This is a genomic window from Moorena producens PAL-8-15-08-1, assembly GCF_001767235.1.
Taxonomy (GTDB): domain Bacteria; phylum Cyanobacteriota; class Cyanobacteriia; order Cyanobacteriales; family Coleofasciculaceae; genus Moorena; species Moorena producens_A.
On sequence record NZ_CP017599.1, the window covers coordinates 3951292 to 3975496 of the forward strand.

General features: G+C 43.7%; 33 protein-coding genes and 2 pseudogenes. 9 read left to right on the top strand and 26 right to left on the bottom strand.

What is annotated here, in order from left to right; translation table 11 throughout:
• Positions 1-5: 5 nt before the first annotated feature.
• Complete coding sequence (locus BJP34_RS14590; protein ID WP_083305175.1) at positions 6-824, top strand: ion transporter; 819 nt, start codon at positions 6-8, stop codon at positions 822-824.
• Between the two features lie 125 nt (positions 825-949).
• Here BJP34_RS14590 and BJP34_RS14595 read toward each other — a convergent pair whose 3' ends face one another.
• The 3 genes from BJP34_RS14595 to BJP34_RS39835 are packed head-to-tail and all read right to left on the bottom strand — an operon-like array spanning position 950 to position 3599.
• Positions 950-1954 (bottom strand): hypothetical protein, encoded by a 1005-nt coding sequence (locus BJP34_RS14595; protein WP_070392974.1) that lies wholly within the window; start codon positions 1952-1954, stop codon positions 950-952.
• A 14-nt stretch (positions 1955-1968) separates the two neighbouring features.
• Entirely contained in the window at positions 1969-3444 is a 1476-nt protein-coding gene (locus BJP34_RS14600) for a mechanosensitive ion channel domain-containing protein (protein WP_070392975.1), read from the bottom strand.
• A complete protein-coding gene (locus BJP34_RS39835; RefSeq protein ID WP_193431326.1) occupies positions 3444-3599 on the bottom strand; it encodes a hypothetical protein in 156 nt (51 codons plus the stop codon). Before BJP34_RS39835 ends, BJP34_RS14600 begins: the two co-directional genes overlap by 1 nt.
• Before the next feature lie 262 nt (positions 3600-3861).
• Between BJP34_RS39835 and BJP34_RS43315 the strand changes: the two genes are divergently transcribed.
• A complete protein-coding gene (locus BJP34_RS43315) occupies positions 3862-4014 on the top strand; it encodes a hypothetical protein (RefSeq protein WP_158517216.1) in 153 nt (50 codons plus the stop codon).
• 482 nt (positions 4015-4496) lie between these two features.
• Here the strand turns inward: BJP34_RS43315 and BJP34_RS47465 are convergent, their stop codons facing one another.
• The 6 genes and pseudogenes from BJP34_RS47465 to BJP34_RS14620 form a co-directional block, all read right to left on the bottom strand.
• Positions 4497-4670, bottom strand: coding sequence for a hypothetical protein (locus tag BJP34_RS47465; RefSeq protein ID WP_008186273.1), 174 nt, complete (start codon positions 4668-4670; stop codon positions 4497-4499).
• Positions 4671-4774: 104 nt separating this feature from the next.
• Positions 4775-5179 (bottom strand): Uma2 family endonuclease, encoded by a 405-nt coding sequence (locus BJP34_RS47470; protein ID WP_229424365.1) that lies wholly within the window; start codon positions 5177-5179, stop codon positions 4775-4777.
• Positions 5180-5389: 210 nt separating this feature from the next.
• The gene (locus BJP34_RS14610; RefSeq protein ID WP_070392976.1) at positions 5390-5782 is read right to left on the bottom strand and encodes a type II toxin-antitoxin system VapC family toxin; all 393 of its coding nucleotides are present in this window, start codon (positions 5780-5782) and stop codon (positions 5390-5392) included.
• Positions 5782-6102, bottom strand: a complete 321-nt coding sequence (locus BJP34_RS14615; RefSeq protein ID WP_229424366.1) for a hypothetical protein — start codon at positions 6100-6102, stop codon at positions 5782-5784. Before BJP34_RS14615 ends, BJP34_RS14610 begins: the two co-directional genes overlap by 1 nt.
• Complete coding sequence (locus BJP34_RS48890) at positions 6099-6221, bottom strand: hypothetical protein (RefSeq protein ID WP_267876571.1); 123 nt, start codon at positions 6219-6221, stop codon at positions 6099-6101. The genes BJP34_RS14615 and BJP34_RS48890 overlap by 4 nt, the downstream gene beginning before the upstream one ends.
• A gap of 176 nt (positions 6222-6397) precedes the next feature.
• Positions 6398-6715: pseudogene (locus BJP34_RS14620) on the bottom strand (XisI protein); the annotation flags it as partial.
• Between the two features lie 135 nt (positions 6716-6850).
• Between BJP34_RS14620 and BJP34_RS14625 the strand changes: the two are divergent.
• Positions 6851-8227 (top strand): annotated as a pseudogene (locus tag BJP34_RS14625) (IS701 family transposase).
• A 6-nt stretch (positions 8228-8233) separates the two neighbouring features.
• On the opposite strand, the gene BJP34_RS39840 reads toward BJP34_RS14625, so the two are convergent.
• The 8 genes from BJP34_RS39840 to BJP34_RS14655 all read right to left on the bottom strand — a co-directional run bounded on the left by BJP34_RS39840 (position 8234) and on the right by BJP34_RS14655 (position 11208).
• Positions 8234-8434: a hypothetical protein gene (locus BJP34_RS39840; protein WP_149030987.1), complete on the bottom strand. Its 201-nt coding sequence runs from the start codon at positions 8432-8434 to the stop codon at positions 8234-8236.
• Positions 8400-8609 carry an element excision factor XisH family protein gene (locus tag BJP34_RS50035; RefSeq protein WP_083305176.1) on the bottom strand — a complete coding sequence of 70 codons (210 nt, stop codon included), beginning with the start codon at positions 8607-8609 and terminating at the stop codon, positions 8400-8402. The genes BJP34_RS39840 and BJP34_RS50035 overlap by 35 nt, the downstream gene beginning before the upstream one ends.
• 37 nt (positions 8610-8646) lie before the next feature.
• Positions 8647-8814 carry an element excision factor XisH family protein gene (locus tag BJP34_RS50040; RefSeq protein WP_083305177.1) on the bottom strand — a complete coding sequence of 56 codons (168 nt, stop codon included), beginning with the start codon at positions 8812-8814 and terminating at the stop codon, positions 8647-8649.
• A 189-nt stretch (positions 8815-9003) separates the two neighbouring features.
• Positions 9004-9489, bottom strand: a complete 486-nt coding sequence (locus BJP34_RS14635; protein WP_070392977.1) for a DUF7689 domain-containing protein — start codon at positions 9487-9489, stop codon at positions 9004-9006.
• Positions 9483-9791: a hypothetical protein gene (locus tag BJP34_RS14640; RefSeq protein WP_070392978.1), complete on the bottom strand. Its 309-nt coding sequence runs from the start codon at positions 9789-9791 to the stop codon at positions 9483-9485. The genes BJP34_RS14635 and BJP34_RS14640 overlap by 7 nt, the downstream gene beginning before the upstream one ends.
• 491 nt (positions 9792-10282) lie before the next feature.
• Complete coding sequence (locus BJP34_RS14650; RefSeq protein ID WP_070392980.1) at positions 10283-10558, bottom strand: BrnA antitoxin family protein; 276 nt, start codon at positions 10556-10558, stop codon at positions 10283-10285.
• Positions 10559-10807: 249 nt separating this feature from the next.
• Positions 10808-10921 (bottom strand): BrnT family toxin, encoded by a 114-nt coding sequence (locus BJP34_RS45605; RefSeq protein WP_168166471.1) that lies wholly within the window; start codon positions 10919-10921, stop codon positions 10808-10810.
• A 77-nt stretch (positions 10922-10998) separates the two neighbouring features.
• Positions 10999-11208 carry a hypothetical protein gene (locus BJP34_RS14655; RefSeq protein WP_070392981.1) on the bottom strand — a complete coding sequence of 70 codons (210 nt, stop codon included), beginning with the start codon at positions 11206-11208 and terminating at the stop codon, positions 10999-11001.
• 730 nt (positions 11209-11938) lie between these two features.
• On the opposite strand from BJP34_RS14655, the gene BJP34_RS47480 reads away from it, so the two are divergent.
• The 3 genes from BJP34_RS47480 (at position 11939) to BJP34_RS14665 (ending at position 13341) form a co-directional block, all read left to right on the top strand.
• A complete protein-coding gene (locus tag BJP34_RS47480; RefSeq protein WP_229424367.1) occupies positions 11939-12112 on the top strand; it encodes a hypothetical protein in 174 nt (57 codons plus the stop codon).
• Positions 12113-12485: 373 nt separating this feature from the next.
• Positions 12486-12755 (top strand): hypothetical protein, encoded by a 270-nt coding sequence (locus BJP34_RS14660; protein WP_149030988.1) that lies wholly within the window; start codon positions 12486-12488, stop codon positions 12753-12755.
• Between the two features lie 49 nt (positions 12756-12804).
• Complete coding sequence (locus BJP34_RS14665) at positions 12805-13341, top strand: hypothetical protein (RefSeq protein ID WP_070392983.1); 537 nt, start codon at positions 12805-12807, stop codon at positions 13339-13341.
• Between the two features lie 110 nt (positions 13342-13451).
• Here BJP34_RS14665 and BJP34_RS14670 read toward each other — a convergent pair whose 3' ends face one another.
• Complete coding sequence (locus BJP34_RS14670; RefSeq protein ID WP_070392984.1) at positions 13452-14708, bottom strand: DUF4157 domain-containing protein; 1257 nt, start codon at positions 14706-14708, stop codon at positions 13452-13454.
• A 295-nt stretch (positions 14709-15003) separates the two neighbouring features.
• Here BJP34_RS14670 and BJP34_RS14675 point away from each other — a divergent pair, with 295 nt between their 5' ends.
• Positions 15004-17133, top strand: a complete 2130-nt coding sequence (locus BJP34_RS14675) for an ATP-binding protein (protein WP_229424368.1) — start codon at positions 15004-15006, stop codon at positions 17131-17133.
• 83 nt (positions 17134-17216) lie between these two features.
• Here the strand turns inward: BJP34_RS14675 and BJP34_RS43320 are convergent, their stop codons facing one another.
• The 6 genes from BJP34_RS43320 to BJP34_RS43335 all read right to left on the bottom strand — a co-directional run bounded on the left by BJP34_RS43320 (position 17217) and on the right by BJP34_RS43335 (position 19323).
• Entirely contained in the window at positions 17217-17375 is a 159-nt protein-coding gene (locus tag BJP34_RS43320; protein ID WP_158517217.1) for a hypothetical protein, read from the bottom strand.
• A 156-nt stretch (positions 17376-17531) separates the two neighbouring features.
• Positions 17532-17753: a hypothetical protein gene (locus BJP34_RS14680; protein WP_070392985.1), complete on the bottom strand. Its 222-nt coding sequence runs from the start codon at positions 17751-17753 to the stop codon at positions 17532-17534.
• Positions 17754-17851: 98 nt separating this feature from the next.
• Positions 17852-18001 (bottom strand): hypothetical protein, encoded by a 150-nt coding sequence (locus BJP34_RS43325; protein ID WP_158517218.1) that lies wholly within the window; start codon positions 17999-18001, stop codon positions 17852-17854.
• A 375-nt stretch (positions 18002-18376) separates the two neighbouring features.
• Positions 18377-18532 (bottom strand): hypothetical protein, encoded by a 156-nt coding sequence (locus tag BJP34_RS43330; RefSeq protein WP_158517219.1) that lies wholly within the window; start codon positions 18530-18532, stop codon positions 18377-18379.
• Positions 18532-18963 (bottom strand): helix-turn-helix domain-containing protein, encoded by a 432-nt coding sequence (locus tag BJP34_RS14695; RefSeq protein WP_070392988.1) that lies wholly within the window; start codon positions 18961-18963, stop codon positions 18532-18534. Before BJP34_RS14695 ends, BJP34_RS43330 begins: the two co-directional genes overlap by 1 nt.
• Positions 18964-19116: 153 nt before the next feature.
• The gene (locus tag BJP34_RS43335) at positions 19117-19323 is read right to left on the bottom strand and encodes a hypothetical protein (RefSeq protein ID WP_158517220.1); all 207 of its coding nucleotides are present in this window, start codon (positions 19321-19323) and stop codon (positions 19117-19119) included.
• Between the two features lie 775 nt (positions 19324-20098).
• Between BJP34_RS43335 and BJP34_RS14705 the strand changes: the two genes are divergently transcribed.
• Together BJP34_RS14705 and BJP34_RS14715 are read left to right on the top strand one after the other, a co-directional pair.
• Complete coding sequence (locus tag BJP34_RS14705; RefSeq protein ID WP_229424369.1) at positions 20099-20404, top strand: hypothetical protein; 306 nt, start codon at positions 20099-20101, stop codon at positions 20402-20404.
• 221 nt (positions 20405-20625) lie between these two features.
• Positions 20626-21234 carry a DUF4351 domain-containing protein gene (locus tag BJP34_RS14715; RefSeq protein WP_229424370.1) on the top strand — a complete coding sequence of 203 codons (609 nt, stop codon included), beginning with the start codon at positions 20626-20628 and terminating at the stop codon, positions 21232-21234.
• A 178-nt stretch (positions 21235-21412) separates the two neighbouring features.
• Here BJP34_RS14715 and BJP34_RS14720 read toward each other — a convergent pair whose 3' ends face one another.
• Complete coding sequence (locus BJP34_RS14720; RefSeq protein ID WP_070392990.1) at positions 21413-22399, bottom strand: DUF1822 family protein; 987 nt, start codon at positions 22397-22399, stop codon at positions 21413-21415.
• On the bottom strand, positions 22396-23271 hold the full coding sequence (locus BJP34_RS14725) for a hypothetical protein (RefSeq protein WP_083305178.1): 876 nt from the start codon (positions 23269-23271) through the stop codon (positions 22396-22398). The genes BJP34_RS14720 and BJP34_RS14725 overlap by 4 nt, the downstream gene beginning before the upstream one ends.
• Between the last annotated feature and the right edge of the window lie 934 nt (positions 23272-24205).

A 24205-nucleotide genomic window follows, 5' to 3' on the forward strand; every position in this document is an offset into this window, starting at 1 on the left:
TAGGTCTGGAAACCTATCCATCATTTACAGAAAAGTACGGCACTATTGTCAATTTTATCGAACATATAATATTAGGGTTTTTCATTGCTGAAATTTTTATTAAGATAGGGGCTGAAGGTAGTCATCCATGGGGCTACTTTAAAAATGCTTGGAATCTCTTTGATTTTTTCATTGTTGTGGCTTTACTATTGCCCATTGATAATCAATATTTTATAGTGCTACGTATGCTTAGGCTGCTGAGAGTATTTAGGCTAATCTCTGCTTTGCCTCGCTTACAAATACTCGTCCGAGCTCTACTCAAGAGTCTACCCTCCATGGGCTATGTCTTTTTGCTTCTCTGTATTTTGTTCTATATTTATGGGGTAGCCGGAACCTTTTTATTTGCTGACAACGATCCGATTCACTTTTCTTCGTTACCCAAATCTATCTTGTCTCTATTTCAAGTAGTAACCCTAGAAGGTTGGACAGATTTGATGTACATTCAGATGTATGGCTGCGAACGCTACGGTTACGATGGTATAGAAGAACTTTGCACAAATCCCTCAGCTTCACCCCTGATTGGTGTCCTTTTTTTTGTGAGCTTTGTGATGTTGGGGGCGATGATTACTATCAATCTGTTTGTTGGGATTATCACCAGCAATATCACTGATAGTGTCAATGAATTCAAGCAGGATCAGGATAAAAAGTTGGATAAGGTGCTCAAGGAGCAGAATCAATTTAGCAAAGTTTCCAGACTTGAAGGTCAGTTATTAGCAATTCAAGAACAATTGAAAGATATGAATAGTTCCTTAGAGCGTATCCGAACAGATATTTCCGATTATTGATCTATTATTGATCACGTTTAATCGATAGTAGTTTTTAGTAGTTTTTAGGTGATTCTGCCACACTATCATTGATGGCATTTTTGCTCTTGATTTTAAGCTGATATCACCTAATTTATTAACCTAATTTACACATACTTATCAAGCTTGAAAAACGCAATCAATTCCTCAAATTTGCTGTCATTAGCGGTAGGAGTTAATAATTCAATTTCTTGAATTATGGCTGGATTCAAATACGTAAAAACATCATGAGTTAAAACCGCAATTGCTTCGGCGGTAAACCCTTTAAGTTCACGAGCCAATCTCGCCATTCGTCCCTTAGCAAAATTGACTTGAAAGCGAGTCCTTTTGAGCAGGCGTTGTCTAATATTTTCATAAAGCGTTTGTTTATCGATAGTTTCATAATAGGGAAGATCGGGATTCAAAATTCTTGGAATAATATCAGGATTTTCTTCTAGAAATAGCAGACTGCCTTCCTGGTTAAATGCTTCAATTCCTTCCATGCCCAAAGTGCCTAAATCAGCCAAAGCAATAATCCGAGCTACCAGAGATAGGTTTTTATCAGAAGAGTAGAGGTCAGGTTGGTAAATGGTATTGTCTGAAGTATCATACCAACAAATGGTAGCGTTAATCGCTTCTGTAATGATTTGTAAATCTGAATCGGTAAACAAGGCCAGATGGTTAGGAGTTTGCTTACTTATCCATTCATTCTGATTTTTGATGTAATCCAAAAGCTTAGTAATTGTAGCGGCTTCGCTCACACCACTTTCTCGCCGTCTAGAGGTATAGGATTGGATTTGAGGCAGAAACTCTTGCACCATATCGTGAGCAATGGCGCACAGATCGATTAACTGTTTCATTCTGCTCAGATAGTCTGGTGCTATATCATTGTCCAGACCGGCTTCCCAATAGGGTCTGATGGCTTGGAAAATCCGATCAGCCCTACGCTGCACTCCCTTAACATGGTCACAAGTATGATAGTAAAGCTGTTTTCGCTCCGTTTCTTTTTCCATTTCCAACAGAGCAAAGGTTTTCACCCTAGTGACTGCTTCCACAAAGGAGCTAGGAAGCTGAGCTGAATCATCAATTGAGGGGTATGGTAGAGACTGATTATCCTGATGGCGTTGATTCATGATAACTATCGCTTTTAAATACCAAAAATTGATTGAATACGTTTGCGAATCTCGGCGAAAGGAGTTTCGTCTTCCTCTGTGGAACTGACGGTTATTCCTAAGCGTTCCAATGTCTCTTGACGTTTGGATAATTCTTCAGAAATTCGGTCAGCTAATTCTTCGTGCTTAGCCAATAGACTTTGTAAATTGTCTCGATCCACCACAAACAGCATCGTTTCTTCTAGGGTACGAAGAGTAGCAGTACGGGGAGTACCCATCAGCAGAGACATCTCCCCGATAAACTCCCCAGACTTACGGGTAGCGACTCGTTTTCCAATGGATTCCACGAACACTTCCACTGTTCCAGATAGGATAATATAAAATGAGTCCCCTGGATCGTTTTCCCGACAGATGGTTTCGTCAGCTGGGAGAGTTTTCCGATAGCCCTCCTCTATGATATGTCGCAGTTCCAGATCGCTACAGTTTTCAAAATAACTTACTTGCCGCAATAGATCTGCCAGCATCCAGGTTTTAGGGGATTCAGACTCGGGTTTGGGTTTGTCTGTTGCGGATTGGTTGTGGATTGAGGAGGAGCCATTAGTCACCCCAGGGGTTTGTAATTGTCGAAACAGCGACACTAAGGCTTCTGGATTGTGAATACGCAAGTTTCGCTCAGGGTGGCCGGGTTCGATGTGGCGCGATCGCATTTCAGTATCAATCAGATAATACAAAGCACTTTTAATTGCTTGGATCTCTGCTGGTTGATTGATCCAAACCAAAAGCTCAAAATCCATTCCTTCCTCTCCATAGCCCTTGAACCAAACCTGGGGAGAGGGAGAGGATAAAACTCGAGGTTCTTGGCGAGCAGCAGCTAACAGCACCTCTGTGATCACAAGGGGCTCCATTTCATCGGGAAAGTTGATTGGAATTTGGAGACGACTTGTAGGGTCTTGGTAGCTCCAGTTAATGACATTATTTTGGACAAAACTGTTATTCGGAATAATCACACAAACGTTGTGGATGGTTCGAATTACGGTAGAGCGAATCGATATTTTTTCCACAGTTCCTGAAAGATTATCAATTTCTATATAATCTCCTACTTTAATCGGTTGATCTAGCAGGATAGTCAGACCACTGATAAAATTGCTAGCTAGATCTTGTAGTCCAATTCCAAATCCAATACCGAGAGCACCAGCAAAGATTGCTAAAGAACTTAGGTTAATCCCCGACGTTTGCAGAACAATTAAAAACCCTAAGATGGTTAGAATGTAACCGATAATAGAAGCGAGGGCTTCGCGAGTACCCCGATCCATCCTGAAACGGCTCAGTAACCAATGTTTAATCAGGGTCTTGATGGTACGGGAGATAATAATAGCGATGATACATAAAAACAGGAATTTGCCTAAGAAGCTCAGAGAAAAGGCTTGGTCACCAAATTCAAATAGCTTGGCGGTAAACACCTTAGAGATGGCATTCCAGAGTTTTTGTATCTGTGTAATAATCCAAGTCATCAGAAGTGTTTAACAGGGAACAGGGGAAGAGTTTGGAGGGGGGGCGCGGGGCTTTCAGGGGTAGGTTTTTTACTTTGGAGATAGCTAATGGGGAATGGGGAATCGGGAATCGGGAATCGGGAATCGGGAATGGGGAATGGGGAATCGGGACCCACCCCTAACCCCGACCAGTGCGTACGCTACTAGTGTAGGGTGGGCAAATTATCCTAGTAATACCAATTGATCACCAATCATGTCCATTTGCCCACCCTACTACTGTTCCCAAAGATAGGCTTTGGGTGGGCAATATATCAAATTAACTAGCTCGGCGGGAATTCCCACGCTATAGCCACAGCTTAGTGCGATTGGCCGTAGGCCACGCTACGCGAACGCATTCCGTAGGCTCGGGTGGGCTTTTTCATCATAAATCATGTCCATTTGCCCACCCGACAAGATCGGCGATTGGCCGTAGGCCACGCTACGCGTACGCACTGTTCTAAAGCTGATATACCAATCCGTGTAGGAATTGTGATAATTTTTGTTCCCTTTTCCCTACTCCCTACTCCCTACCTCACAGGGGTAGGTTTTTAACAAAGACCTCAGGTGTGGGGTGTGGGTTGTGGGGTGTGGGGTGTGGGGGATAAGAAAGCTGCATCGCTAAAAATCATCATTGTCTTGATCCCAAGCGCGAGTGGTTTGAAGTTACCGTAAGATAGTGGAGCCTTGTCTTGATGCAATAGCGAGTGGGGGAAACCCCCAAGACCGCGCAAATCACGCTATTAACAAATATTTAACCCTTTTCTGCATAACCTGCTAACTATAAAGGCTCCACAATAAACAGGTTTCGTCTCCGGGGGAAACCCCCTGTTCCGAAGCTGCATCGCTTCTTCGTTGTTTTCCTTTTCCTCTCCTTGTGATCCGCCCCCGACTGGTCGGGGGTTGGGGGTGGGGCAGGACCCAAATGTAAAAAACCTACCCTTGTGAGCTACTCCCTACTCCCTACTCCCTACTCCCTGTTCCCAGATCCGCTGTTCCCTTTGGTATAGCTGATACCTGATAGCAGAATACTTACCTTATCGCTGTCGGGTCATTCCAATTATTGCGTCTACTGTAAAGTCTGAGATAGTGTCAAGGGTGGGGAGTATGTCAGTTCCGGCAAACACCAGTGGTAGTTCCTGGTTTTCCCAAACCCAGATTTGCTGTCGCTGAATATCGATTAGCCAAGCCAGCTGAGTCCCGTTGCTCAAGAGGTGCGACCCGTGGCGAATTTAATAATTAGATGCGGAAAGCGCACCTAAAGTGCAAAATTTTGTTCTGTAGGTCTAATGTGCTTTGGTCAGGGGAGCGAATTTCAATTAACCAGAAGGCGTGAACCTTCCAGCGGGCCATCTTGATCCCTGAGGCGATCGCTTTTAACAACGACAATATCTGGTACAGGGGATAAGGGCGGAATGATGCACCGGAGTTCTTGAATAGCTTCGTATGCTTGGGTTTGATTGTTGATGGCGTTTACGAGGTTGCGTTGGAGGCGGGAATGAAACAATGTTGGCATAGGCTTTTGCTTCGGGTGTCCATGGATGAATTCCCAAGCAGGAGATGCTTCTATATTAGGTTGTTGGAGAAAAGCGTTTAAGGAGTTAGTAATGCTGGGTGATTGCATGAATTTTGTTAGCAGAAGAATGCTTAGCAATATTCCAGGTAGATTTTGTAGGGTGCTAAGGGCTGTTTGGTTGATAAAAATAGATGATATTGCCATAGTTTAAGCCGTAACGCACCATTGTATTGGTTAAGTTTCCTATTCCCACTGCGATGAAACGTTCTTCAGTGGGGTAGGGTGGGCAAATAATGAAAGTTTGACCATTTGATCACCAATCATGTCCATTTGCCCACCCTACCATTGCTGTTCCCTGTTCCTCAAACCCAAGATTCTAAGGCAAAGGGTTCTACCTGTTGAATGCGCTGAAAGTCATTGTCGGCAGACACAACTGTGAGGTTGTAATGAATTGCTGTAGCAGCAATCGATGAGATCGTTGTCTCCAAAGCCAAGGGTTTGTGGGTTGAAGTTCCGTCGCTTTGTCTTATCTTTGGGACCGAAAGCAGTAATCAGCTTTCCTTTGATCGAGCCGTAAATTTCAGCAATTGGAAGGGTGATAGGGTAAAGGTCGATCATGTTGAGAAAAGCTCTGACTTGCTGCATATTAGCTGCTGTTCGCTCAGATTTTGCTACCATATAGAAAAGTTCTCCAAGGACGATGACACTGGTGGCAACATCCGCTTCACTGTGTAGTTGTAGCTGCTGAATCAGGGTAGGTTCACCAAAGATGATGCGACTACAGTGGTTGGTGTCGAGTAAATACATTAAAATTCAGCTTGGGAACGGGTGTCGATTACAAGCTGGAGACATTCCTCAAAGTCATCACCCTGCCAGGTTCCAGCAAATTTCAGTAGGTCTTTGGCTTTAGAGCCATGCAGAATGGGTTTCCCGTCCTCATTCTTAGTTGGCACTGGGCTAGAGAGAGTGTCAGGGCTGGTTGCTCTGGTTTTGAGGTATTCGAGATAGTCAAGAATTTGCGCCAAAATCGGTTCTGGTGCGGATTCGATCGCGACCAGCAATTGTTCTTTAATAGTTGTCATCTGCAATTGGGTATGGGGACTAGAACTATCTTTAGTTTCGCTCATTTCCCTGACATTATCCCGGCCCGATCGCTCTTCCTTTTACCCAAACCGGCGATCGCATTCCGTAGGCTCGGGTGGGCAAATTCTGATCCCTTGGCAATTTCATCATCAATCATGTCCATTTGCCCACCCTACTTTATCAGCTCCTTTACTTCAGCCTTTTGCCTTGCTTTCGGCGCTTAGTATAACTATTCAACCGGACATGATATCATGTCCATTTGCCCACCCGACAAGAGCGATCGCACTGACGGCTGACCGCTGACCGCTGTTCGCGCAGCACCTCAAGTAGCGCATATGCTTACTTTGTGCCATAGCCTGAGTATTGGCGCATAGAAGGTGGCTGAAACCCAATAACAATATCATTTTTGGGAACGTTCATATTAACCAGATCTTGACCAATATCCCATTCAGTATTGTTATTCTGAATCCAGATCTTGCCATTTTTAATCTCTAAATGAACTGAACAGCCATAAACTCTTTCTTTCTTGTCCCAGCCGATGGCCATTACTTGATAATGGTTGTTTTCCGTATCAAAAATGCTATGAATTTCAATGTCACCATGAGAGGGTTTGTAACTGGCATATTGACTCAGTAGTTGCTTGATTATGCTGCGATAAGTTTGAAGCTTTTATAGTTTTTCCATGATACAATTACCTCATTATCAATGTCATAACTTATCCCTCTTCTGTCACTTTCCGAGTAGAATGAATAGAGAAAGAAAAAAATCAAACTGTACAAGGTAGACACAGCAATGGATGTAGAGCTACAAGTTCTCAAACATTTACCAAGAGACCCCCAGCTGACAGTATCGGTAATAGACTCTTATTGTCAGACCTACAAAGATTTATTTAAAGAAGTAAGAAATTATGAGTGTTTCAAGTATTTACACTTAGGAATAATCTCACCAATAAAAAGAAAATCATTACCAGAAATAGCTCCGGTGCGCTTTCCGTAGGCGAATTAAATTCGCCACGGGTCGCACCGCAAAGTAGTAGGGATAAAATCGGCCCAATCACTACATCACTTTATCGCCAATTCTCCTTGGTCAGTAGAAGAACTGAAAAAGCGAAGAATCAAGGAAATAAAAAGTCAATTAAAGGGAGAAGCGATCAAATTAATAATTGACGAAACCGGAGATAGAAAAAAGGGAAATAAGACCGACTATGTAGCCAGACAATATTTAGGAAGTGTCGGGAAAATAGATAATGGCATAGTATCAGTGAATGCCTACGGATTGTATAAAAATATAACGTTTCCCTTAGTCGTTAAAATCTTTAAACCAAGAGGAACACTAAAACAAGAAGATAAGTACAAAACCAAAATAGATTTAGCCTCAGAAATAATCGAAGAGCTAGTAGATGAAGGATTAAATATTGAACTAGTATTAGCAGATAGTTTGTATGGTGAGAGTAGTAAATTTATTAGGAAATTAGAGGAATGTAGACTGTCTTATGTAGTAGCAATTAGGAGTAATCATGGGGTTTGGATGCCATCCGAACAGACGGTTAGAGCGAATAGGTGGTGTAAATTTACCAGAATATTTAGTAATCAAAAATCAGAAATTAGATACATTAGGGAAATAGTCTATGGAAAAAGGAGAGCAGTAACTTACTGGGAAATAACCACAGACCCAGAAACAATGCCAGAAAATTCCACTTCCTTTGTGATGACAAACCTAACCGGTAATCTCAAGAAAACTTTAGGGAATTTGTATGGGTTAAGAACATGGGTAGAATATGGTTTTCGCCAGTGCAAACAGGAGTTGGGATGGACAGATTATCGCTTTACTAAATTTAAAGAGATACAGAAGTGGTGGGAAATAATTTTTTGTGTATATACAATGATTAGTCTAAAATCTCCAGCTTTTTTATCTTTAAATAAATCTCAAGAAGTAGAAAATGATGCCACAGACACTGATGATTTGGAGGTTAGTAATCATCAACAATGGAATCATGAAGATGGATGGAAGAATGTCTTAAACAATTTGCGTTTACTAATTCAACCAATTATGATGTTATGGGTGATTTTCCCATGGTTAGATATTTTACCTAATACCAAGTTATTGCTGGGATTAAATCAGCTGATTAGGGAAATTAATCAATGTCAAACATTTTTGTATTCTGGATAATATGGCTTATTTGTTACTCATTGATTCCGGAGAGTGACAGAAGAGGGTTATAGCAAGTATTATACCCATGAGGTACAAATCTCTGGGTTTTAGGGAGCAGGGAGCAGGGAGCAGGGAATAGGGAATAGGGAATAGAAAAAAAATAATGTGTACCTCAAAGGTATGAGAAACGCTATAATAGTTTAAGTTGGTACTCTTGAATAACAATTTGAGGGAATTCTTTCTGAAAAAACCTTTGGTAGGTGGTATCGGGAATCGCCAGAAATAATTGTCGTTCTGGCTCTTTTACCTTTAAGGCTACTCGATAGTTAATGAATTGACCAATGGCAAGGTGGAAGTGCGATCGCATTCGGTAGGGTAGGGTGGGCAAATCATCAACCATTAACCAATTGATCAGTTATCATGCCCATTTGCCCACCCTACTTTATCCGCTGACCATTTCTTTCTGCCGCAATTAGCTTTTCGGCACCCAGATCAATAAAAAATTCTACTCCGCCGACTTTCAAAAAAAACGGATCATCGGTAATTTGCCAACCATCTTTAATTAAGGCATTTTTGACAACATCATGAAATAAGTCTTTTGCCATTACTCTTGCTCCCTTGGATCACAGGACCTGTGGTATAAAAAGTGTTGGCGGAGGATAACGTAGAAGGCGTAGGGTGGGCAAATAATGTTTGAAAGACCATTGGATTAGTTATCATATCGATTTGCCCACCCTACTACAAGCAAGGGGTAGGGTGGGCAAATCATTAAAGTAATACCATTTGTACATCAATCATGTCGATTTGCCCACCCTACTACCTACTTTTCGCTTCATAACTTGGGCGACTTGACCGTATCTTTCTCCAGTTAACCCTTCTAATGTATCATGTTCAATATCCTCATCCTGTCCTAATTTACTCGTCCATTTTCCGTTTAATAGTTGTCTAGCCACATGAGTGGGTTGATCATTTAACATGTAAATGGCTATTTTTTGATAATTTTCTTCTAAATCAGGGGTTTCACAGATTACATAACCAAGAGTTTCAAAAGCTTTAATAAAAGCCAATAGTGTCTCAACTCTTGGAACATTAACGGGCCAATAACTCTCTTTCATTGGATCTGGCCACCACCATCTTTGAGTATCTTCAGCCGCCCAAGCCACACAATTATAGTCAATTGTATCAGCACTGGTAACGTGATAATTTGTAGAGACTAAATTCGGATAATCCCTTTCAATCCATTGTCTGACCTGCGATAACCACGCCTCATTCCCTACCATTTATAACCGTTACGGAGTCCCCAATTTAGCCATGCTTCGATCATTTTTTGAGTATTCCCCTGATGTTCTTCTTGAACAGGATCTTCTCTAGTAATGGATTTTAAAGCCCAAAACCACCGTCCTGATTTTTGTTCAAGTTCCCTTAATAATAACGGAATGGCCTCTTTTCCCATGCCAATTATTTGTTGATAAGCAGGATGCATAGCTGCTTGAGTGGTTGATGAAATTCCTCGGGTTTCTTCCCGCCACTGGTGAACGAGTTGCCTAAACGTTTGTTCGATATCTTCTTGAATTAGGGACATTTTCTCTCCATTTTGTGTTTGTAAGCTATTCAGAATTTAGATTGGGACACCTAAATTGCTCAAAGGGAACAGCGGATCTGGGAACAGCGATGCAGCGCGGTCTTGGGGGTTTCCCCCACTCGCTATTGCATCAAGACAGGAACGGGAAAAAACCAATTTAAATGCCCATCAGCTTATAATATCATGTCCGGATAATTAGTTATAAAAAACTTTATCCCTTGATACCTTACTCCTTTACTTCTGCCTTCTGCCTTCTGCCTTGCTTTTGCGTCTAGCGATCGCATTCGGAGCGGGTAGGGTGGGCAAATACTAAACGGAAGGCAATTTCATCAGGAACCCTTGACCATTTGCCCACCCTACTTTATCTGCGTACGCACTCTTCCACTGTTCCCTGTTCCCTGTTCCCTGTTCCCTGTTCCCTGTTCCCTGTTCCCTGTTCCCTGTTCCCAGGCGTAGGGTGGGCAAATCATCAACCATTAACCAATAGATCATCAATCATGTCCATTTGCCCACCCTACTTTATCTGATAATTCTTCACGAAGAATACGACGTAGATCCCCTTGGGTCAGAGGTTGCTCATTTGGCAGTAGGAGATGTTTTTTTAAAGCCTCATTTATTAAAGTCTGATAACCAATTCCAGCCGTTTCGGCCTGTTCTCGAAATAGGGCAATAATTTCATCATCGAGATAAATAGTAATGCGTGTTTTTCCTTTAGAAGGAATTACGGCTCCTCGTTTTCCTTTAGAAAAATCATATTCCTTTCTCATAAGCTTTTGTCTCCTGTTTTGTGGCGCGACGAGCAGAAATTACAAGTCGCTTCGCTCCAATTCAAAATTAAAAATTATTAATTCAAAATGACAATCAGTGGGGGCTTGTACCCGCCACTGATTGAAGACCACTGAATAATATTGCAGTGGGGGATTGTACCCAGAATTAATTAATTCAAAATTAAGGCCGTAGGCCACGCTGCGCGAACTGATTTTCTTTATTTTGAAGTTTGAATTTTGAATTTTGAATTACCCAAAGGGGTCATGAATGGCAAGGGGATCGAAAAACACCATTTCAGCTTCCGCAAAGGAAACACCATGATGCATGCCAATTGGTTTTTGCAATTCTTGGATCATATTCAAAGGTCATACATATATTATATGTATTACCGAAAGTCTAGTCAAGATTCATGGTGTGGCGTGGCAAGCCTTAAATATTGCTAAGCGTGCGATCGCATCTCGGTTCGGGTAGGGTGGGCAAATACTAAACGGAAGGCAATTTGTACTCGAACCCCTTGACCATTTGCCCACCAAACTTGACCATTCGGTTCGGTAGGGTGGGCAAATACTAAACGGAAGGCAATTTGTACTCGAACCCCTTGACCATTTGCCCACCAAACTTGACCATTCGGAGCCGGTAGGGTGGGCAAATACTAAACGGAAGGCAATTTGTACTCGAACCCCTTGACCATTTGCCCACCAAACTTGACCATTCGGTTCGGTAGGGTGGGCAAATACTATAGGTCAGGCAATTTGTACTCGAACCCCTTGACCATTTGCCCACCAAACTTGACCATTCGGTTCGGTAGGGTGGGCAAATACTATAGGTCAGGCAATTTGTACTCGAACCCCTTGACCATTTGCCCACCAAACTACAAGAGTGCGATCGCATTCGGAGCGGGTAGGGTGGGCAAATACTAAACGGAAGGCAATTTGTACTCGAACCCCTTGACCATTTGCCCACCAAACTGTTACAGAGCGGGTAGGGTGGGCAAATACTATAGGTCAGGCAATTTGTACTCGAACCCCTTGACCATTTGCCCACCAAACTGTTACAGAGCGGGTAGGGTGGGCAAATACTATAGGTCAGGCAATTTGTACTCGAACCCCTTGACCATTTGCCCACCAAACTGTTACAGAGCGGGTAGGGTGGGCAAATACTATAGGTCAGGCAATTTGTACTCGAACCCCTTGACCATTTGCCCACCAAACTTGACCATTCGGTTCGGTAGGGTGGGCAAATACTATAGGTCAGGCAATTTGATCACGAACCGCTTGACCATTTGCCCACCAAACTACAAGAGTGCGATCGCATCTCGGTTCGGGTAGGGTGGGCAAATACTAAACGGAAGGCAATTTCATCTCGAACCCCTTGACCATTTGCCCACCTTTCAAGATCCGCGTACGCACTCTTCCACTGTTCCCTGTTCCCTGTTCCCTGTTCCCTGTTCCCAGGCGTTTGGTGGGCAAATTATCGAAGTAATACCATTTGATCACCAATCATGTCCATTTGCCCACCCTACTACTGTAATTTTCCCAACACCTAACACCTAACACCTAACACCTAACACCTAACACCTGCCTAGGTTTGAGCTTTGTTGTCACCCCTTGAGCAGATCAGGTAATAGATCAGGCATTTGAGTGGGTCTGTGAGAAACGCGCCCACTATCATTACAATGGGGATATTTGGCAGCTCCGGCGGTGGTGGCATGAGAAAAAGCCCCGTCTACAGCTGCAAATTCGGGCGGGGACCTATCGGTTTCGGGAATTACGACAAATTAAAGGGAAGGAGCATGTCATTGAATGGTGGTCGTCTCAGGATGCAATGGTGTTAAAGGCGATCGCAATTGTGTTAACCGAACACCTCAGACCAAATCTTTCCACCAGGTGTTTTCATTTGGCTGGGACGGGCGGCCTGAAAGCGGCGGTGCGGGAAGTTGATCAACATAAGGAAGACAATGCCTTTGTTTTTCGCACTGATGTAAAGGGCTATTATGCCAGTATTGACCACGGGGTACTTTGGGGCATCGTGCAGCAGTTCGTAGCTGACTTGGCGGTGTTGGACTTAATTCGGCAGTATTTGCGGCGAATTGTCTCTGATGGCGGAAATTATATGTCGATCTTACACCCAGGGCATCTCCTTGGGTTGTCCTCTCTCGCCGTTGATGGGGGCGTTGTACCTGAAGCCCTTGGATGACCGGATGGCGGAGTTGGGTTGTTTCTATGTGCGCTATTAGGATGATTGGGTGATCCTAGCTCCCACGCGGTGGAAACTGCGCAAGGGGATTAAGGTGGTGAATCAGGTGATGGCGGAGTTGAGGGTGGAGAAACACCCGGATAAGACCTTTATCGGACGGATTGCCAAGGGGTTTGATTTCTTGGGGTATTGGTTTTCGCCACAGGGGTTGGGGGTGGCGAAAAAGACGGTGGAACGCATGGTGGATAAGGTGTTTCGGCTTTATGAGCAGGGTGCGGATGAGCTTCGCATTGAGACTTACCTTAACCATTGGTGGCGGTGGGTTAGAAGTGGGGTGGATGGGGTGAGTCTGTTTGGTTTTGGGTTGGTGCTTTACTTGGCTTTAACCCAACCAAGCACAGAGGCGTACGCATTCCGTAGGGTAGGGTGGGCAAATTCTGAGAGGTCTGCAATTTCATCAGGAATCATCGACCTTTGCCCACCCTACATGATCTGCGTTCGCACTGAGAGTTTGGCAATTTCATCTGGTATTATGTCCATTTGCCCACCCTACAAGATCAGCGTTCGCACTTTGGATTACGTTTAATATAGCAGACAATTGGAATCATTATGAAAAGCTAAAAGCCTATTTATATTAACTTTTTTTCTCGGCTTCTCTTTCGGTTTTATTTTCGTTTTCTCTGATGTCCTTTTTTTTTATCTATACCCTACCTTTATCCATTCTATTATTTGCAAACCTTCCGCTCTCATTCCCAACTCTATCCACTTTATTACCTCGTCACGTTGAACATCTCGCGCCTCTGTGAATCTATATCCCGACCATTGGAAATTATCGCCCTCATAGAAAGTCATATGGTACTTATCATCCGCTCTCACATGATCATAGAGGATCTGTCCGCCCCTCGCTTTAACTTCTTCCGGGTCTTTGTCCGCCAACCATAACGTCATCGTAAATTCTGTTAAATCTTTATCATAGTTTGAAAACTTATTGGCATGCAAGTGATAGAAGTAGTCCTTATTATCAATCTTTATCGCTTCCTTTTTACCTGGCACGTGCTTACTTCGTCCTATATTTAACCCCTCTAACGACTGATCGTTGACCTGGACCATTTGCACCACCTTGGTTTCCTTCATTTCCCTCTCCCGCCCCCATCCAAGCCCGCTAGTCATGCCCTCCTTTTTTCGTTTTTGCCGGGGATTTCTGTTTTCCAAATCATTAGATGACTCCTCTCCTTGGGTTGTGGCCATTTCTCCCATGACTTCCGCCTCCTCCTCCAATTTTTTTTCGCTATTTACCTGTTCCTTCTCATTCCGCCCCCAGGTTGGCCTCACCCTTCCCTGCTTCTGCTGCACCACATGCCACGCCTCATGGGGCAAATGCCTCTCCTGACCCGACCCTAGATGAATCTCCGTCCCCTGTGCATATGCTTTTGCCTGCAATTGTGCCGGTTTTTCCGAGTTGTAATGCACCCTCACATCATCCATCGAATAGCCCGATAGGTTCTCTATTCCAGCCTTGAGGCGATCAGGCAAGCCAGTTTTGTTTTCTTTTTTGCTCCTCGATGCCCTCATGCTATCGCCATATGTCACCGAATCCCCCGTCAACGGTTGTGCTGCTCGCTGCACCATCATCCTTTTCGGCTGCACTACCTGATGCCCACCGTGATTCTCCCCTTGCCTGCTTCTCTCTCCCGGTTCTCCCAAAGAAAACTTCCCTTGCAGCCCGATTTCTCTCCTTCCCCTTTCCGGTTGGGTTACTCCTGATTCTAAGGTGCGCATCACATTAGCACTCATACTTCCCCATTCCCCCACCGCCTCTTCGGCGTTCCACTCCCTTTCCTCTGCATCCAACATTTCTCTTATTCCTTTCCCTCTGGAGTCTTTCTTTTTTTGTTCATATGACAACGAGGTAGTGTGAGAATATTTCGGTTTATAGGTATGAGTAGTGCGCATAGCTATTTCCTTTTTTCTATAGTAAGTATTCAGCTATCAGCTGTCAGCCGTCAGCTAATCAATGGGAGGTAGTAAACAAGCTGGGGGGTGCTGGTACGCCTGGTTGAAAATCCAAGCTCCTATTAAAAAGTACTCAATAGGCCGTAATAGGGCATGCGAGCACAAAATTAGGCATGGCACCGGCTTCGACGCATAGACGCCTCCCCCCGACCGCTGATAGCTGTTCGCTGACGGCTGAATGCTTACATCCCATGTACCCTTGAAGAAAAGAATATCAGTCGATCCCACCGTCTTAATGGAGCGCGACATGGCACCCCTTTCTCAAACCAACTGGTATCACACTAATTTTAGTTCTCTGTTACAAGAAATCGATCGAGTTCGTAACTATTTAGAAAAATACATAGAAGGTAAAAAAAATCAACAAATCGTTACTGAATTTGTTGACGATACTTCAGCCCTGGCTCAACTTTGTATCCTCTTCAATCTCTCCCCAATTGAAAGGGATATCCTGCTAATGTGCGTGGGCATGGAAATAGAACCTATGTTCCAGTCCTTGTTTGCCAAAGCCCAAAAAAATCATCCTCACAAAAACTATCCTAGTCTAAGTTTAGCTATGGACGCCCTTCCCGGAGCCAATTGGGGTGTCCTTTCTCCCCAAAGCCCTTTATTTTACTGGCAACTTCTCCAGATTGAACCAGGATCAATCCTAACCAAGTCCCCCCTCCATATTGACCAGCAAATCCTCTGCTTTCTGTTAGGAGACGATACCACAGACCAGGAATTAGCAGGCAAGATCATACCCCAACCGCCTCAGACTAACCCGGTTTTTTTGCCTCCCTCTCAGTTAAGTATAGGGTCGCAATTGATAAGCATTTGGTCTGGCAGCGAGGGGACAAATAGCTATCCCGTGGTGCTTTTATCTGGCTCGGATCGAATCACAAAATACCAAATTGCCTCCGCCACTTGTCAGGATTTGGGGTTAAAGTTACATACTCTCGACCCTGCCGCTCTGACCACCAAGCCCCAGGATGTCTACCAACTCGCGAAGCGTTGGCAAAGGGAAGCCAAACTTAGCAATAGTGTCCTGTTTATTGACTGCGATAGTTATAATTTTTCTGAGCCTGGGCGGGAGTTGGCTCTGAGCAAATTTCTTGATAGTATCAATACTCCTTTAATCCTCAGCAGCAATGACCGAAAAATTGACTGTCAGCGGACTGTTGTAAACCTAGACATCCCCCCATTGAGCCACCAGGAACAATATGACCTGTGGGAAAGCCATCTCGGGTCAGCAGCCGCAGAACTTAACGGTCAAATTGAGCGCATCGCCGTTCAGTTTAACCTCAATACTGCTACTATTCAAGCCGCCTGTGAACAATTCAAAATTCAAAATTCAAAATTCCCACAAAATCCCGGATCTAGCCCCAAGAGCGCCCTAACATTGGGGGAAAACCGATATCAAAATCCCCAAATAACAAACAGCGAAGCCTCCTCTGGTTTCCCCCTTTTTAAGGGGGACGGAAGGGGGATCTCGGATAATGGGGGCAAAAATCTCAAAGACGAAACCCACCAATCTACTCAATTATGGGATATCTGCCGCCAAATCGCCCGTAATCAATTAGATGACTTAGCGCAACCGATCAATGCTACGGCTACCTGGGAGGATCTGGTATTACCAACCCCACAACGGCTGCTTCTTGGGGATATTGCCACTCATCTCAGACACCAGTATAAAGTCTATCAGGAATGGGGTTTCGCCCAAAAAGGCGACCGGGGTTTGGGCATCAGCGCCCTATTTTACGGTGCGAGCGGTACTGGTAAAACCATGGCAGCCGAGGTATTAGCCAACGAATTTCGCCTGGATCTTTATCGCATCGACCTAAGTCGAGTAGTCAGTAAATATATTGGTGAGACCGAAAAGAATCTGCGGCGGATCTTTGATGCAGCAGAAACCGGTAGTGCAATTCTACTGTTTGACGAAGCCGATGCCCTGTTTGGTAAGCGTACCCAAGTTAAAGACAGTCACGACCGCCACGCTAACATCGAAGTCAGCTATTTGCTGCAACGAATGGAAGCCTATCAAGGATTAGCAATTTTGACCACCAATTTCCAAAGCGCTCTCGATAGTGCCTTTTCCCGCCGCATTCGCTTTGTGGTCGAGTTTCCGTTTCCCGGACCCGAAATCCGTACCCAAATTTGGCAGCGCATTTTTCCTGCCCAGACCCCAACCGAAGACTTAAATTACCAGAAACTCGGTCAACTCAATGTAGCTGGCGGAAATATTCGCAATATAGCCCTAAATGCCGCTTTTTTTGCCGCCGCCGCCGATGAAGCCGTGAACATGGAACATATCTATGACGCGACAAAACGGGAATATCAAAAGTTGAAGAAAATGTTGACAAACGAAGAGATAGAAGGGTGGTTTTAGTTGTGGGGAATGGGGAATGGGTAATAGGTAATAGGTAATAGGTAATAGGTAATGGGGAATAGTGGCGTAGGGTGGGCAAATGCTTATCCTCTGACCATGTAATCTGGAATCGAGTCCATTTGCCCACCTTCCCTGAGGCGTAGGGTGGGCAAATGCTTATCCTCTGACAACAATATCTCGAATTCTGTCAATTTGCCCACCTTCCCATTGGCTGTGGGGTTTGGTGGGCAAATGCTGATCATCTGACAATTTGATCTGGAATCGGGTCGATTTGCCCACCCTACAAGCTACTTTATTTTTAATTTTTAATTACCACTAGGGGTCGATTTGCCCACCCTACAAGCTATTGCTGACGGCTGACGGCTGACCACTGACCGCTGAATCCTTACATTCTGACTTCATAATTCATCAAAACCCATAACTTTCGTTTCCCCTATCTTAGATTCATTTAATGCTTTACGGGCTAATTCGTCTAGGAAAGAGGCTTGAGATTGTGATAATGTTTTTTGCCATTTAAGTTCATTCTCAATATCTTCGATTAACTGATGAGCAAGTTCGTCTTGTATCTCTTCTGGTAAATTTTGTGCTTTCTGAAAAGCCTCTGTTAATAGATAAGTCATTAATTTTAGTCTTTATCAGGAAAAACGTCGATAAATAAATGTTAGCAAAAGTCAAGCGAATACATGCCTTACAGCGGCAATAGGGGCGGGGGCGCGGGTCACAGTAGAGTGGGCATCTTGCCCGCTCGAACAGGAGGCGTAGGGTGGGCAAATGCTTCACATCTGACAATTTCATCTGGAATCCGGTCGATTTGCCCACCTTCCCATTGGCTGTGGCGTAGGGTGGGCAAATGCTGACCCTCTGACAACAATATCTCGAATTCTGTCAATTTGCCCACCCTACAAGCTGCGGGGTTTGGTGGGCAAATCCTGATATTTGAGCTGATCATTTCATCTGGAATCCGGTCGATTTGCCCACCCTACAATAACTACTTCTGTGCTGTAGGGTGGGCAAATGCTTCACATCTGACAATTTCATCTGGAATCCGGTCGATTTGCCCACCCTACAATAACTACTAAATAATGAAATCGATAATTTTGAATAGTCGCAAAGCTTTGACAAACTTAGCTAGTAGCCGGAAAACTACCACCAGCGATGCAGCGCGGTCTTGGGGAGGCAGCGCGGTCTTGGGGGTTCCCCCGGAGACGAAACCTGATTACGTTGAGCCTTTATGGTTGGTCGGCTATGCAGAAAAGGGGTAAAACTTATTGATTAGCGTGATTTGCGCGGTCTTGGGGGTTTCCCCCATGAGCGACTGCATCAAGACAAGGCTCAACTGTCTTACGGTAACTTCAAACCATGAGCGACTGCCGTGGTTTCCCCCACTCGCGCTTTGCATCAAGAAATAAAGTGAATATCACTGAAGGTTTCGATCCACAAACGAGCACCACAATCAAGGGGATTATCCGGCTGATAAACAATCTTACACGGACCAAGGATTTCGACTTCATTACCGTAGAGATTAGTGCCCTTTCGTTTTACTGAAATCACTGGCTTCCGGTCTTTGGGGCTTTTCTTGATATTCGAGCCAATGTGATTGCGATTGACATTAATCTTCGCTAAAGCTGGCGGACGACTAGTGCGCCATTTCCCCTTTGGTCCACGATTACCTTTAGTAATTTGTGGCAAATGGTTGAACAGAGGAATAATCCAGAATTTCCCGCTTTTATAGGCACCCCGCACCCGACCCTTCTCTAGGAGTTGGCGCAATCGTCGAGAAGAAATTCCTAATAGAGATGCTGCTTCAGTAGTTCCAACGCACTTGTTCATCAGTGGACTCTCTCTTAACTATTCCGATAATACTAGGTTAAGGGATAAAAGGAAAATTGACAACTTATTTTTTTAGGGAACAGGGAATAGGGAATAGGGAATAGGGAGGAAAGCGTGGTAAAAGCGGTAGATATGGTAAGGGTGGAGAGCAAGTCAAGTGCTGTGGTTTCCACTATTAGCAACTGCGTCAAAACCGGAATAGTTAGGAAATCGGGAATCGGGAATCGGGAATCGGGAATCGGGAGTCGGGAATCGGGAGTCGGGAGTCGGGAATCGGGAATCGGGAATCGGGAATCGGGAATGCGATCGCTTAGCTTGGCCTACGGTCAATCGTGCAGCGGCTCCAAGCTCCCATCGCACATAGTAATTAGTTAATTAGTGCTTTATAGATATTAAGGAATTATTAATACAGGATTTTTCCCCACTGCACTACTCCACTATTCCCTATTCCCTATTCCCTATTCCCTATTCCCTATTCCCTGTTCCCTGTTCCCTGTTCCCTGTTCCCTGTTCCCTTCTCCCAAATTTGTTACAAAAGTTTTCAAAAAATGTTATAATAAAAGTTTTTTTGTGCTATAATAAAAATACCGTGGACGCTAAAACGTTCCACGGTAAGAGCCAGCCGCTGATTTTTCCCGGGTCTCCGGCTGGCTCTAGAGCCCCAGTTAAGGAGATACCTAATATTTTATGTCTTACTCTCAACGCCTATATCCATGGGCGCTCATTCGCCTATTGCCTCAAATGCAGCGGGTGGTTGTTCGTCGTTTTCGGAACCGTTCTGACGCGGAGGGGCACTTGCAAGCCCTTAAACGGCTGATGCCTGATCAAAAATTTATTATTATCTTCGATTTAGGAGACCCTATGGACGGCGAGTCTACAGACGAAGAATCTGTAAGAAACAGGAAGTCTGAAAAGCCCAGCTCTTCACTAATCAAATTTTAGTTTGATTCCAGAAATAGTGGCGTTGCTGAATTAAGGAATGAATGCGCGATCATTTGGTTTTATTAAAGCCCCCGTTGGTCCCCCAATTATGGGGGACTTGTCTTGATGCAGTCGCTCATGGGGGAAACCCCATGAGCGACTGCATCAAGACATTGGTAGCAAACGCTTAATCAGTCTCGCTCCTAATGCTTGGGTGCAATGGGTAACCGGTAATCCCGAAGTGCGGGCATCTCAGTTACTTGATGCTGAGTTTCAATGGATTAGTCGCGAAAGCGATGTGATTGTGAAAGCAAAGAGTCCTCAACATCAAGAATTTATGATTCTCAATGAATTACAACTACGGTATGACCAGAACATGCCTCAGAGAATGCGCAATTATGTGGCTTTAGCTGAGGAGAAATACAACCTATCCGCTTATCCAGTATTAATTAACATCTTGCCACCTCCAACCACAGTAACAATTGTTGACCCCTTTGGGGAATTAAAAATTAAAAATTAAAAATTAAAAATTAAAAATCTAGAAGCGATGCAGCGCGGTCTTGAGGAGGCAGCGCGGTCTTGGGGGTTCCCCCCATGAGCGACTGCCGTGGTTTCCCCCACTCGCGCTTTGCATCAAGACATTGAACAAATTTTGAATTAATTAATTCCGGAAGCCCCCACTGATTGTCATTTTGAATTAATAATTTTGAATTTTGAATTGGAGCGAAGCGAAAGGAATTCATGGGATTAAAAGCCCGTCAAGATTATCGGGTAATTAATCTCTGGGAAGTAGAGGCTGAATTAGTATTAGAACAACCTTTACCTCCCCTATTTCCATTTGTCCCAATTTTATTTGGAGGTGGTAGCGAATCAAAATTGCGGTCAGCAGTGCAGGCTTTACGAGCGGATCAAACCTTGAATCAACTAGAACCGCTCTTAGCGTTCTTTGCTAGTTTTGTGTTAGCGATGCAGCGCGGTCTTGGGGGTTTCCCCCATGAGCGACTGCATCAAGAAGAGATACCTTTAATTCAACAAATCATGAGGTGGGATATGACAGTATTACGAGAATCACCCTGGTATCAAGAGATTTTACAAGAGGGTCTTGCTCAAGGAATTCAACAAGGGATTGAACAAGGAATTCAACAAGGGATTGAACAAGGGATTGAACAAGGCATCCAACAAGAACGTCGAGGGAGTTTAGAGCGCATCCTTAAACTGCGATTTTCAGAGATTCCTGTCGAGATATCCGTCAGAATTCAAGCCTTAAATCTTGAACAATTAGAAGAGTTGATGGCCACAGCATTAACCGTTAACTCCCTAGATGAGTTTAGTCAACATTTGCCGAATTAATTAAATAAGGCCACACCCCACCTCGACCTTGGGGTGGGTTTTACTCTTGATTTTACAACTCCGATGAGTGACAGAACAGAGATATTTAAAAGCCCCATCTGTAGCCCCATCTGTAGCCCTAATCGCGCTATAGCACCTCAAGTAGCGTGCGCGTAGCCCTAATCGCGCTATAGCTTACCTAAATTATAAATTTTTCCGTGATACTTATATCTCCCAATTTTAATCTGACACTAAATCGTTCCTCTGGTTGGCAACTGAAATCAATTTGGATCTTGTCGTTAGTTTGTCCAGCTTGAGCTTTCATACAAGAATTTCCCGATTCATCGAGTAAATTCACCTGCAAATCTGGTGGTAAATACATTGAATCACCCGCAGGATATAGCCTCATAAAAATATCGATATCTTCAGTATCAGGAGGTTGGAAATTCACTTGCAGCAGCAGGACTACTCCTTGACCAGCTAAGTCCATTAGCTTGGCTCGCATGGTTGATCTGTCATTACCCCTTAAAGCCTCTATCCTCGGTTCTTGCATGGAGCGCCGCTTGAGACCTAACTCAGATCCTCTGAAGGCAGTAACCGTTTTGAAACTAGACCTGTACCTATACTGAGGTAAAAGTGATGTTGGTGGTTGCCAATCTGCCTGAAATATTTCTTCAAACCATTGGCTTATTCTCACCGATTTCTTAATCCAATCAATCTTGTCAATTAGTGTATCGAGAGATTCAAGCTGTTCTAGGGGTAAAGGGTCTAGGGATTTAGCGATCGCATGATACGGAGCAAATCCCAATAACTCTACCTGGTCTAATTGCTCACTGAACTGCACTGCCACATAGCCAATCCGGTCTTCGGTCACTTCTAGTGGCACGTTCAAGGTTGACTGACCTGGTAGCACTGGACGACATTCCAATTTACCAATGTTGGGCAAAACCAAATCAGCTACATCAAACAATGCTCTCAAACCCGGATTCCAACAATCACTTTGAGCAAGATTACTGGGAATATTGAGCCATTTAAGATAGTTGTTAATAGCATAAACTGCTAAAGTATTTAAATAGACGTGTTTTCCCTTGCGAGGAGTGGTTTGTTCAGCAGCAAACTGTGCTGCATAACTATGAGCATATGGGCTAAGAGAAACCTTAATGTTAGTTGATTCTGTAATAGTCATGGTTGATGTCCAAACGTTTTACCAATATCTTGCAGTTTCGGCAGGCATTTTTTCTTCCAGTGAGAGTAGAGAGTTTGTTGGTTAGCCTTAAATTCTCTAGCAATGTCAGCAATTCTCTGGGGTGGTTCTTGTACTAGCAACCGGATTGCTAATAGCTGACAATTACACTCGGGATAGTTGCGGGGATGACAACCGATTAGTTTCCCATCTGGATCGTTTTTAATTTCTGCGAGAATCCCTTGACTTAGACGCTGGCGTTCAGCTGTCTGGATTGCTTCAATGTAATCATCCAGTTTACTCAAGCAAGGTTTAGGGTCTGGCAATCGGTCTTCTAGAGTCCTTGAATCCTCCTCACTGTTACCGATCGGTTGATTAGTGCTAATCTTTGGATAGTTACTATCTGAAATATATAAATCTCGGATGCGCCAGCGTAAATATCCGTTGATCCAGGTTACTAAGCTTTTTTCAACGGAGGTTGAACTTGGCTCAAACTGGTACAGATTGCGGATGACCCATTCCCAGGTTCGATTTAACGCCTCTAGATAGTCTACGTGGGAAGATTTGTAAATGCCAGGTAGATTTTGAACAACGATCAGGAAACGATTCAAGGCTTTCTGCCGCTCAGGACTTGGGTCCCGGTAGCGGGATACTTCTTCAATTAGGTTTCTTAGGGTTTCATCCACAGGAGTCTTTTTCCCCAGCTGCCCTGCCTTTGGCTGCCATAGTTGAGCAACACCAATGCAGCGATCGCAAACCAGGATACGAGAGTCTACATGGGTGAATTTTAACTGACTTTTAACTAACCAATTAAACTCCCAGTAGCTGCTATGACTGCTTATCGGCTGGATGCGCCCTGATACATAAACCACCATTGTTAATCCTCTCGATTGCTGACCCGCAGTTGTTCTAGCAAGCCTAGATCAATCAGAGGGTGGCTTTGGCTCATTGACCAGTGGGCAAGTGGGTAATGGTGCTTCACTATCATGACTAGTACTGTTTTTAACTTTCTATGTACTTATCAGCCCTAGCTGATCATTTTATGAATCCGATTTTTGGAACCCGAGCTGGTTGACTAAAAAAACTCTCCTGTGTGTTACTGCTATGTAAACAGCCCAAGAAGGCTTCTTGAATCAGGCTTTTCAAGGTTAGGCTAAGTTTGTGATAATATTGTGAGTTTTATAGTGTGAAGTTTCTATTAATAGTTAATAGTCACGCTTCACAGATTATAGTTTTGTAATTATAATTACCTGATTTGAACATAAGCTACTAATCTAAAAGGCATTTTATTTTTATTTGATAAAATAAAAATACTGTTAATAGAATATATTTTGGCATTGTTTTTATTTATATCAAAAATATACATTTGCAAGTTTCAACAGCTTATCCTCCGATTGCAGCTTATCGTTTCAGGATTTATTATGGCTAATCTCTTATTATTTGTTGTAATCCCATAGGGGAAATTTTATTTAAAAAAATAATTTTTTGCTATATCTATACATTTTATATAAATAAATTTGTCAGTCTTTAAAATTCTTGATTGCTGACCTTTAAAAATCTCTTAATTTACTCCTGTGTTCCCGATTCCTTATTTCCTACTCCGAAGCTCCGAAACTCCCCTGCTCCCCTGCTCCGAAGCTCCGAAGCTCCCCTGCTCTGGTCACCAGGGAATGATCTAACGCCCTTTGGTAGATCAGCTGAGTTGACCCTGATTTCACTAACTATAGCGCCAGGTAAACCCTGATCTGATTCAGTGATTCTACCCTTGCCATTAATAAACTTTCTGTATAAGGTGCTATACTATAAGAT

What these genes read in the sequence shown, in the direction of transcription:
- BJP34_RS14595 (WP_070392974.1), bottom strand. Translation starts at nt 1,954, where the DNA reads ATGAATCAACGCCATCAGGATAATCAGTCTCTACCATACCCCTCAATT.
- BJP34_RS14600 (WP_070392975.1), bottom strand. Translation starts at nt 3,444, where the DNA reads ATGACTTGGATTATTACACAGATACAAAAACTCTGGAATGCCATCTCT.
- BJP34_RS47470 (WP_229424365.1), bottom strand. Translation starts at nt 5,179, where the DNA reads ATGGCAATATCATCTATTTTTATCAACCAAACAGCCCTTAGCACCCTA.
- BJP34_RS14610 (WP_070392976.1), bottom strand. Translation starts at nt 5,782, where the DNA reads ATGTATTTACTCGACACCAACCACTGTAGTCGCATCATCTTTGGTGAA.
- BJP34_RS14615 (WP_229424366.1), bottom strand. Translation starts at nt 6,102, where the DNA reads ATGAGCGAAACTAAAGATAGTTCTAGTCCCCATACCCAATTGCAGATG.
- BJP34_RS48890 (WP_267876571.1), bottom strand. Translation starts at nt 6,221, where the DNA reads ATGGACATGATTGATGATGAAATTGCCAAGGGATCAGAATTTGCCCAC.
- BJP34_RS50035 (WP_083305176.1), bottom strand. Translation starts at nt 8,609, where the DNA reads ATGGTTGATGATTTGCCCACCCTACCCTACCGAATGCGATCGCACTTC.
- BJP34_RS50040 (WP_083305177.1), bottom strand. Translation starts at nt 8,814, where the DNA reads ATGGCAAAAGACTTATTTCATGATGTTGTCAAAAATGCCTTAATTAAA.
- BJP34_RS14635 (WP_070392977.1), bottom strand. Translation starts at nt 9,489, where the DNA reads ATGGTAGGGAATGAGGCGTGGTTATCGCAGGTCAGACAATGGATTGAA.
- BJP34_RS14640 (WP_070392978.1), bottom strand. Translation starts at nt 9,791, where the DNA reads ATGTCCCTAATTCAAGAAGATATCGAACAAACGTTTAGGCAACTCGTT.
- BJP34_RS14650 (WP_070392980.1), bottom strand. Translation starts at nt 10,558, where the DNA reads ATGAGAAAGGAATATGATTTTTCTAAAGGAAAACGAGGAGCCGTAATT.
- BJP34_RS14670 (WP_070392984.1), bottom strand. Translation starts at nt 14,708, where the DNA reads ATGCGCACTACTCATACCTATAAACCGAAATATTCTCACACTACCTCG.
- BJP34_RS14675 (WP_229424368.1), top strand. Translation starts at nt 15,004, where the DNA reads ATGGAGCGCGACATGGCACCCCTTTCTCAAACCAACTGGTATCACACT.
- BJP34_RS43320 (WP_158517217.1), bottom strand. Translation starts at nt 17,375, where the DNA reads ATGATCAGCATTTGCCCACCAAACCCCACAGCCAATGGGAAGGTGGGC.
- BJP34_RS14680 (WP_070392985.1), bottom strand. Translation starts at nt 17,753, where the DNA reads ATGACTTATCTATTAACAGAGGCTTTTCAGAAAGCACAAAATTTACCA.
- BJP34_RS43330 (WP_158517219.1), bottom strand. Translation starts at nt 18,532, where the DNA reads ATGCAAAGCGCGAGTGGGGGAAACCACGGCAGTCGCTCATGGTTTGAA.
- BJP34_RS14695 (WP_070392988.1), bottom strand. Translation starts at nt 18,963, where the DNA reads ATGAACAAGTGCGTTGGAACTACTGAAGCAGCATCTCTATTAGGAATT.
- BJP34_RS14715 (WP_229424370.1), top strand. Translation starts at nt 20,626, where the DNA reads ATGGGATTAAAAGCCCGTCAAGATTATCGGGTAATTAATCTCTGGGAA.
- BJP34_RS14720 (WP_070392990.1), bottom strand. Translation starts at nt 22,399, where the DNA reads ATGACTATTACAGAATCAACTAACATTAAGGTTTCTCTTAGCCCATAT.
- BJP34_RS14725 (WP_083305178.1), bottom strand. Translation starts at nt 23,271, where the DNA reads ATGGTGGTTTATGTATCAGGGCGCATCCAGCCGATAAGCAGTCATAGC.